The sequence below is a fragment of the Brevundimonas diminuta 3F5N genome (genome assembly GCF_900163625.1).
Taxonomy (GTDB): Bacteria; Pseudomonadota; Alphaproteobacteria; order Caulobacterales; family Caulobacteraceae; genus Brevundimonas; species Brevundimonas diminuta_A.
Genome location: NZ_FUIE01000041.1, coordinates 1 through 8,176, shown reverse-complemented (window position 1 = coordinate 8,176; position 8,176 = coordinate 1). Strand labels below are relative to the sequence as shown.

12 protein-coding genes, 2 tRNA genes and 1 pseudogene are annotated in these 8,176 nt (G+C 64.6%); 14 read left to right on the top strand and 1 reads right to left on the bottom strand.

Annotated elements, in window-relative coordinates:
* Positions 1 to 380 (top strand): oxidoreductase C-terminal domain-containing protein (locus tag FM111_RS07870; RefSeq protein ID WP_306299141.1); only part of this gene is annotated, 380 nt, incomplete at its 5' end.
* 212 nt (positions 381 to 592) lie between these two features.
* Positions 593 to 880 (top strand): DUF6289 family protein, encoded by a 288-nt coding sequence (locus FM111_RS16185; RefSeq protein WP_256968147.1) that lies wholly within the window; start codon positions 593 to 595, stop codon positions 878 to 880.
* A 254-nt stretch (positions 881 to 1,134) separates the two neighbouring features.
* Here FM111_RS16185 and FM111_RS07865 read toward each other — a convergent pair.
* Positions 1,135 to 1,209, bottom strand: a tRNA-Thr gene (locus tag FM111_RS07865).
* Positions 1,210 to 1,272: 63 nt separating this feature from the next.
* Here FM111_RS07865 and FM111_RS07860 point away from each other — a divergent pair.
* The 12 genes and pseudogenes from FM111_RS07860 to FM111_RS07805 form a co-directional block, all read left to right on the top strand.
* Positions 1,273 to 1,494, top strand: a complete 222-nt coding sequence (locus FM111_RS07860; RefSeq protein WP_087140417.1) for a hypothetical protein — start codon at positions 1,273 to 1,275, stop codon at positions 1,492 to 1,494.
* 111 nt (positions 1,495 to 1,605) lie between these two features.
* Entirely contained in the window at positions 1,606 to 2,895 is a 1,290-nt protein-coding gene (gene murA / locus FM111_RS07855) for a UDP-N-acetylglucosamine 1-carboxyvinyltransferase (protein ID WP_087140416.1), read from the top strand.
* Entirely contained in the window at positions 2,885 to 3,388 is a 504-nt protein-coding gene (locus tag FM111_RS07850; RefSeq protein ID WP_087140415.1) for a DUF2948 family protein, read from the top strand. The genes murA and FM111_RS07850 overlap by 11 nt, the downstream gene beginning before the upstream one ends.
* Positions 3,385 to 3,852 (top strand): UPF0262 family protein, encoded by a 468-nt coding sequence (locus FM111_RS07845; RefSeq protein ID WP_087140414.1) that lies wholly within the window; start codon positions 3,385 to 3,387, stop codon positions 3,850 to 3,852. The genes FM111_RS07850 and FM111_RS07845 overlap by 4 nt, the downstream gene beginning before the upstream one ends.
* Positions 3,853 to 3,957: 105 nt before the next feature.
* Entirely contained in the window at positions 3,958 to 4,176 is a 219-nt protein-coding gene (gene infA, locus FM111_RS07840) for a translation initiation factor IF-1 (protein WP_003164348.1), read from the top strand.
* An 8-nt stretch (positions 4,177 to 4,184) separates the two neighbouring features.
* Positions 4,185 to 4,784: a Maf family protein gene (locus tag FM111_RS07835; RefSeq protein ID WP_087140413.1), complete on the top strand. Its 600-nt coding sequence runs from the start codon at positions 4,185 to 4,187 to the stop codon at positions 4,782 to 4,784.
* Entirely contained in the window at positions 4,784 to 5,794 is a 1,011-nt protein-coding gene (locus tag FM111_RS07830) for an RNA-binding protein (protein ID WP_087140412.1), read from the top strand. The genes FM111_RS07835 and FM111_RS07830 overlap by 1 nt, the downstream gene beginning before the upstream one ends.
* 2 nt (positions 5,795 to 5,796) lie before the next feature.
* Positions 5,797 to 5,961 carry a DNA gyrase inhibitor YacG gene (locus tag FM111_RS07825; protein ID WP_087140411.1) on the top strand — a complete coding sequence of 55 codons (165 nt, stop codon included), beginning with the start codon at positions 5,797 to 5,799 and terminating at the stop codon, positions 5,959 to 5,961.
* A gap of 63 nt (positions 5,962 to 6,024) precedes the next feature.
* A tRNA-Phe gene (locus tag FM111_RS07820) sits at positions 6,025 to 6,100 on the top strand.
* Positions 6,101 to 6,532: 432 nt separating this feature from the next.
* The gene (locus FM111_RS07815; RefSeq protein ID WP_087140410.1) at positions 6,533 to 7,444 is read left to right on the top strand and encodes a MotA/TolQ/ExbB proton channel family protein; all 912 of its coding nucleotides are present in this window, start codon (positions 6,533 to 6,535) and stop codon (positions 7,442 to 7,444) included.
* A gap of 5 nt (positions 7,445 to 7,449) precedes the next feature.
* Positions 7,450 to 7,881: an ExbD/TolR family protein gene (locus FM111_RS07810; RefSeq protein ID WP_087140409.1), complete on the top strand. Its 432-nt coding sequence runs from the start codon at positions 7,450 to 7,452 to the stop codon at positions 7,879 to 7,881.
* 17 nt (positions 7,882 to 7,898) lie between these two features.
* Positions 7,899 to 8,176: pseudogene (locus FM111_RS07805) on the top strand (hypothetical protein); the annotation flags it as partial.

Sequence of the window (8,176 nt, the reverse complement as noted above, 5' to 3'; positions counted from 1 at the left end):
AGAGCGTGCCCAACGCGCTGGAGCAGGCCAAGCAGGCGGCCTCGGCCATCGTCGGTCGCGCGGCCCCGGCGCCGGAGGTGCCGTGGTTCTGGTCCGATCAGTATGACGTCAAGCTGCAGATCGCGGGCGTGCCCTTCGACGCCGACCGCCAACTGGTGCGCGGCGATCCGGCCAGCGGAGCCTTCTCCGTCTTCCACCTCAGCGGCGAGCGCATCGTGGCGGTGGAGGCGGTCAACGCCCCCGCCGACTTCATGGGCGGGCGGATGCTGATCGGCAAGGCGACGCCGGTGGACGACGCCCTGCTGGCCGACCCGACGGTGTCGATCAAGGCGGTCGTTCTTGGTGGCGGCGTTCAACCGAGAGAACGGCTAAGTCTATAGCCCAAGAATTTGGCGCCTTCTAAGAACCGCAACAAGATTGGTTAAGGTGTCGTCTGGGTCTGATTGTGCCGAAGAGAACGCTTGGAACGGGCCTTTCTGACGTGAGGTTACGTATCGAATTTTACACACCGATGTTATTTTACCGAGTGTTGTTCCTGTGCCGATCCTCTCGGTTCTCATCATGAGGACATAAGGAGGTAATTTTGTTGAATGTGAAGCAAATAGCCGCGGGAATTTCGAGCCTCTCCATTATGGCGGCGGCAGTGATGACAGTGGTGACGTTCTCGGTAAATCCGGCCGCAGCGATGGTTCAAGCCGGTTATTATATCTACGAGTACAACTATTATTCCGATGCCTCTCATTCGTCTCAGGTTGGATACGCGAGGCAGGGTTGTTCTGGTGGGGATCCGGCAGCCAGCGGATGGGGTGAAGTGACGGCGCATTCCACTTCCAACCTGATCGGTTGGTGCAATCCTGATGGGACCGGCATCATCTTCTAGGCCGCACTGCGGCTCCAAACGCCGCCCTGAACAAGGAAGGCCCCAGGCATTGCCCGGGGCCTTTTCGTGCCTGCTGCATAGACGGGGGATGAGGTGCCGTTAGCCTCAGTGGAACTAGCATGAGAGGGCGGTCCCGAGAATCTCTCAACAAATGCAGCCAGTTCATGAAATGTTCCGAAATTGTCAGCATGGTCCCCGCGAGGGGGTAATTTCTGATTTGTCGGAAAAGCCCTTGTAAATCCAAGGGGTCAGTGTGGTGCCGCCGGGCAGGATTGAACTGCCGACCTCAGCCTTACCAAGGATGCGCTCTACCACTGAGCTACGGCGGCGGGTCACTGAGGAAGCGGCCGTATAGCCAAAGGTTTTGGCCGGGCCAAGCCAAAAATGCACGCTTGATCAAAATCTTTGCACGCGGTCTGCTGTCGACCATGGATACCCCGCCAGAAGACGACGCCCAGCCTTCCACGCCGCTCGCGACGCCAGCCGCAAAGCCGGCGGCGTCGTCCGCCAAGGCCGAGCGCGCGGCGCGTCTGGCCGCTGCTCTGCGTACGAATCTGCGTCGCAGGAAGGCGCCGGGCGCGGGCGGCGCGCGGCCGCCGAACGAAAGCAACTGAAAGTCATCCGTCTTGCGACGTTACGGCCTTTCGCGGGCGCCGTCCGGCTTGCTAGATAACCGGTTCGCCGGGCCGTAGGGGTCCGGGCCTCCCAGGACTTCCCCGACACCCATGGACAGCATCGTCATTCACGGCGGCAATCGCCTCAACGGCTCCATTCCCGTCAGCGGGGCCAAGAATTCGGCGATCAAGCTGATGGCGGCGTCGATTCTGACGGATCAGCCCCTGCTGCTGACGAACATGCCGCGCCTGGCGGACACGCGATTCCTGGGTCAGCTGCTGCGCCAGTTCGGCGTGGAAGTGACCGAACGCGATGGGGCGGACGGGCAGGAGACCCTGTTCCACGCGCCGGAGCTGACCTCGACCTTCGCCCCCTATGACCTGGTGCGTCAGATGCGGGCCTCGTTCAACGTGTTGGGGCCGCTGCTGGCGCGCACGGGCGAGGCCAAGGTCTCCCTGCCGGGCGGCTGCACCATCGGCGCGCGGCCGGTGGATCTTCATCTTCAAGCCCTGACGGCCATGGGCGCGGCGATCGAGCTGGAAGAGGGCTATGTCACCGCCACGGCGCCCAAGGGTCTGCACGGGGCCGAGATCGAGTTCCCGTTCGTCTCCGTCGGCGCGACGGAGCACGCCCTGCTGGCCGCCGTGCTGGCGGACGGCGTGACGGTGTTGAAGCGCGCCGCCCGCGAGCCGGAGATCGGCGACCTGGCTCGCTGCCTGATCGCCATGGGCGCCAAGATCGAGGGCCTGGATACGGACGTGCTGACGATCACCGGCGTCTCGTCCTTGTCGGGCGCGACCTGGTCGGTGATTCCCGATCGAATCGAGATGGGCTCCTATGCTCTGGCTGCGGCGATGGCCGGCGGCGAGGTGCGCCTGACCAAGGGCCGCGCCGACCTGATCGCCGCCCTGACCGATAAGATGGTCGAGGCGGGCGTCGAGATCGAACCGACGCACGACGGCCTGATCATCCGCCGCGACCCGACGCAGCGGCTGAAGGCCGTCAACGTCACGACCGAGATCTATCCGGGCTTCGCCACCGACCTACAGGCGCAGTTCATGGCCCTCATGACGACGGCCGAAGGCGATAGCGTCATCCACGAGAACATCTTCGAGAACCGCTTCATGCACGCGCCGGAACTGGCGCGACTGGGCGCCGACATCACCGTCCATGCGGGCGAGGCCGTGGTGCGCGGCGTTGAGGGCCTGAAGGGCGCGCCGGTCATGGCGACCGATCTTCGCGCCTCCATGTCTCTGGTCATCGCCGGCCTTGTGGCCGAAGGTGAGACGACGGTCGGCCGCGTCTATCACCTGGATCGCGGCTTTGAGCGGATGGAAGAGAAGCTGGGCGCCTGCGGCGCCGATGTTCGACGGATCAAGGGGGAGGGCGATGAGCACTGACGGCGAACCGATCTCGGCCCTGACCGACGAGGTCGTGGACGAAGGCGCTGCGGGTGAAAGCCTGACGCCGATGACGCCCCTTCGCCTGCTGGCCGAGGATGCGGACGACCTGCAGATCATCTCGGCCGCGCTTCAGGACGCCATCATGCGTCCGGTCGACATCCGCTGGGAGAAGGACGCGCGGCGCCTGACCGTCGTCCTGTCGCGCTTCTGCTGGGAATGCGGCGGCACGCGGGTCATGGCGGCCATGCAGTTCGGCGACGTGCAGGCGGTCAAGAGCCGCCGTCTGCCGCGCCTGCCCGAGGCGGCGCTGGAGCTGTTGGCGCTGGACTTCCTGCCGACCGAGGCGCCGGGCGGTCAGGTGATGATGATGTTCGCGGGCGGCGGCGATCTGCGGATCGATGTGGAGTGCCTGGATGCGGTGCTGACCGATCTGTCCGAACGCTGGCCTGCGCGGGTGGCGCCGACCCATCTGGACGGAGCGGTGGAATGAGCGGGCCGCACAAGCTGACCTCGATCGAGATCGACAACGCCTCCCTGCCGGCCGCCACGGCCGAGATCGAGCATCAGCGCCGGGTCGCCATCTTCGATCTGGTCGAGCAGAACAGTTTCATCCCGGACGGCGCGGCGGGCGGTCCCTACGCCCTGGCCCTCTCGTCGCAGGATAATCGTCTGGCTTTCGATATCGCCGGACCGGATTTTAGCCGGACGCATGTCCTGTCGCTGACGCCGATGAAGACGGTGATCCGCGATTACGGCCTGATCTGCGAAAGCTACTATGAAGCCCTGCGCGGTTCGTCGCCCAGCCAGATTGAGTCGGTCGATATGGGGCGGCGCGGGTTGCACAATGAAGGCGCGGCCCTGCTGAAAACCCGGCTGGACGGCAAGGTGGAGATCGACCAGGAGACGGCGCGCCGGCTCTTCACCCTGGTGTGCGCCCTCTACCGTCGGGGCTGAACTCGACTATCCCAGCGTTTTGGTGCATTAGGCGCCCTCACTTTCACGGCTCGCGCTCACGCTCGGCGCGGGCCCGTAGCTGTTCACACGGGCGAGAGAGGCCGCATGGCTAAGGAAGAACTGCTGGAATTTCCCGGTGTGGTCAGCGAATTGCTGCCCAACGCGACGTTCCGCGTGACGCTGGAAAACGATCACGAGATCATCGCCCACACCGCAGGCAAGATGCGCAAGAACCGCATTCGCGTTCTGGCGGGCGACAAGGTGCTGGTCGAAATGACCCCCTATGACCTGACCAAGGGTCGCATCACCTACCGCTTCAAGTAAGGACGCGCGTGTCGCGTCCTGACGCCTTGGCTCCGAGGTTGATTCTGGCCTCGTCGAGCCCGCGCCGCATCGAATTGCTGGCGCAGATCGGCATTACGCCCGATCTGGTCGATCCTGCTGATATCGACGAAACACCTGAGAAGGCCGAGACGCCGCCGCGTCTGGCCCAGCGCCTGGCCTGCTCCAAGGCGGCGGTCGTGGCCGAGCGTCATCCCGATGACGTGGTCCTGGCGGCTGACACCGTGGTGGCCGTAGGGCGCCGCCTGCTGGAAAAGCCCGCTGACGAGGCGGAGGCGATCCGCTTCCTGAAGCTGTTGTCCGGACGCAATCATCGCGTCTTCACCGGCGTGGCTGTGATCTGCGGGGGACGCACGTCCTGGCGCGTAGTCGACACTCGCGTCAGCTTCAAGCCGTTGTCCCAGGACGAGATCGCCGCCTACGTCGCTTCGGGCGAATGGCGCGGCAAGGCGGGGGGCTATGGCATTCAGGGCCGGGCCGCCGCCTTCATCACCCGAATCGTCGGCAGCCATCCCGCCGTCATGGGCCTGCCCCTGTATGAGGCGGCGAATCTCTTGCGTGGCGCAGGCTGGCGAGGCGAGGCGGCCTGATGGCCGATGTCGAGGTCTTCCTGGACGCGGCTCCGGGCGAGACCCGAGGCATGGTCTTTCGCAACGGCCGCGCCTGGACCCTCATTATACATAAAGACGATGATAGGCCCGAGCACCGCCTGGGGGCCCGCGTCGTCGGCCGTGTGGCGCGCCTGGCGCCGGGCCTGCACGGCGCCTTCATCGATCTGGGCTGCGGCGAGCCGTTCGGTTTTCTGCCGTTAGGCAAGGCCGATCGTCCGGCGGAAGGCGCCAAGCTTGAACTCCTGATCACGGCCGAACCGCGTGAGCGCAAGGGCCCCGTCTTGCGCCGCCTGGGAGAGGCGAGCGGTGAGCCGCGTCTGCTAGCGGCTGGACCCGATGTCGCCGCCATTCTGAACCACCTGGCGCCGGGCGTGCCTGTGACGACGGGCGCCGAGGCGATCCGCGCGGCGCTGGAGGCTGAAGAAGAAGCCCTGTCCGGCGGCGTGGTCGAGCCGGGCGTGGGTCTGGATCTGGCCGTGCAACGGACGCGGGCCCTGATTGCGGCCGATATCGACTACGCGCCAGCCGCCGGTCGTGATTCACGCAAGGGGCGCGAGGCGGTGAATCGCGAAGGTCTGCGCCAGACGGCGCGGTTGCTGGCGCTGAAAGGGTGGGGCGGTCTGGTCGTTATCGACCTGGCGGGCGTCGGCCTGCACCCAGAGACCACTCTATCCATGGCTCGTCAGGCGTTCGCCGATCACGACGGGGCGGCGATGGGGCCGTTGAGCCGGTTCGGCCTGTTGCAATTGTCTCTGCCGTGGGCGCGCACGCCGGCGGACGAACGACTGGCGGCGCCGGGAGCGCAGGAAATCGGCGCCCTGCGTCGGCTGCGCCTCGCCTTGCTGACGGATCGCGCGTCGCCGCGTCTGACGCTGCACTGCGGTTCGGCGTCAGCGGCGATCCTGTCCCCGTGGGTGGCGCAACTGGGGCCGCGCGCCCACATTCGCCCGGACGCCGCGCCGGGCGCGTTCGAGATCAAGGAGAGCTGAGCATGGCCCAGTGCCCAATTTGCCGTCGCGCCGAAACCGCCGTCGCCTACAAGCCCTTCTGCTCCAAGCGTTGCGCCGACGTTGATCTGCAGCGCTGGTTCACCGGCGGCTACGCCATTCCGGCTGAAGATGCGCACGATGATGAAAAAGATCGTGGAATTGAGTGAATTGGCGTCTGGACAGCCCCATCAGCCTCGCCTATAGACCCGCCTCTCGCGACGATGTCGTGCGCCTGGATAGCTCAGCTGGTAGAGCAGCGGATTGAAAATCCGCGTGTCGGTGGTTCGAACCCGCCTCCAGGCACCACTTTTCCCCAAATGACGATTATTCGCCTCGGCCCTGAAAAAGCCGAAAAATCGTCATGGGCCTAAATGTTTCTTAACAATCTCGACGCTGGCACTTTTGTTGCCGTTTTATTGCGATTGAGCGGAATATTTATGCGCGCTTGCCGCGGGGGCGCGGGGCGCGGGGTGAAAAGCTATTTTCCGCCCTTGACGCTCTGATAGGCGTTCGCCAAAGGGACTTAACCGCATTCTTGCTTGCAGGCTGTGGACGGGGGGGTATGGTTCCATCGCTCCAGTCTGCAAAGCGTCTCAGGATGTTTCGTAAGAATGCGGCGCCGACCGGCGGGGGAGAAATTCCGGCGGGAGGAAAAAATTTCACGGTAAAGGCCCAGCCGACTGACGCGGTTCGGGTCTTGGGTTCCACGAGTCAGACCAAAGCAGGAACTGGCGAAACATGCTCGATAAGAAGACGAATATCCTCCTCGCAATGGCCGGCGCTGCCGTCCTGATGGCGAGCTCGCCGGTTCTGGCGCAGGACGCAGCTCCGGCTGCTCCGGCCGCCGCTTCGGCTCCCGCCGCCGCTGACGCCGCCGCTCCGGCCGCCGACGCCGCTGCCCCGGCTGCTGACGCAGCTGCTGAAGCCCCCGCTGAAGAAGCCGCTGCTGGCGGCCACGGCGGCGGCAGCCTGACCCCGATCGCCATGTTCATGATGGCGCACCCGGTCGTTAAGGTCGTGATGGCAGGCCTGGTCCTGGCCTCGATCTTCTCCTGGACGCTGCTGCTCATCAAACTGGTTGAGTTCAGCTCGCTGACGAAGAAGACCAACCGCTTCCTGGAAGAGTACCGCGGTGCTCGCAACCTGGCCGACATCCGTCGCCTGGCCACCTCGGAAGAGTTCGACGGCAACCCGCTGGCCGACATGGCCGCTGCGGCCACCGGCGAAATCGAACTGTCGCGTCAAGCCGGTCTTGATGTGACGGGCGCTCACCGTGACACGACTGTCGCGCGTGCCGGCAACGCTGTCGGCGCCGTGCAGGGCGGCATGGGTATCCGCCTGTCGGGCGGCCAGCAGTTCCTGGCTTCGGTCGGTTCGGGCGGTCCGTTCATCGGTCTGTTCGGCACCGTTTACGGCATCATGAACTCGTTCATCGGCATCGCCGAGTCGAACACCACCAACCTGGCCGTCGTTGCTCCGGGTATCGCTGAAGCCCTGCTGGCTACCGGCATCGGTCTGTTCGCGGCTATCCCGGCGGTTATCTTCTATAACTACTTCAACACCCGCATCGCTTCGTACGGCGCTCGTGCTGACGGCTTCAACGCCGAGCTGATGAACTCGATCTCGCGTCAACTCGACAAGGGGGCGTAAGACGGATGGCCGCCAAACTTTCCGGTTCCGGCGGCGGCAAGTACACCGTCGAGGCGAACAGCGAAATCAATGTCACGCCTTTCGTGGACATTATGCTGGTTCTCCTCATCATCTTCATGGTGGCGGCTCCGCTCGCCACCGTGTCGGTGCCGGTGACACTTCCACGTGCCGTCGCTCCGCCGGCTCAGAATCCGCCCAAGCCCGTTTTCATCTCCATCCAGAATGGCGGTGAAGTGTACGTGGGCGACTTCCCGACGTCGGTCGCCGCCCTGGGCGATGACCTGAGGACCCAAATCGGAACGCGTAATCCGGACGAAGAGCGGATCTTTATCCGCGCTGACCAGCAAACGCGTTACGGGGACTTCATGCAGGTCATGAACGCCTTGCAGGATAATGGTTTTTACAGTGTCGCCCTGGTTGGCGAAGATAAATCGTAGGGGGCGTGACTCAAAGCATGACTGCTGAACCTCACGAGCACCGCGACCCTCTGCTCGATGCACCCAAGAAGAAGAAGCTCTCGACGGGTGCGATGGTCGGGATCGGCGTCTCGGTGATCGTCCACGCTCTGGCAGGCATATACCTGTACAAGAGCAAGTTTGAGCTCCAGGAGTTCAACTACGTGGACGAGGCTGTGGACGTGGAGTTGATGGAGGCCCCGCCTCCGCCGCCTCCGCCTCCGCCGCCGCGCGCGCCGCCGGGGATGCGTTGCAGGCGGCCTTGGGCGCCCTGGAT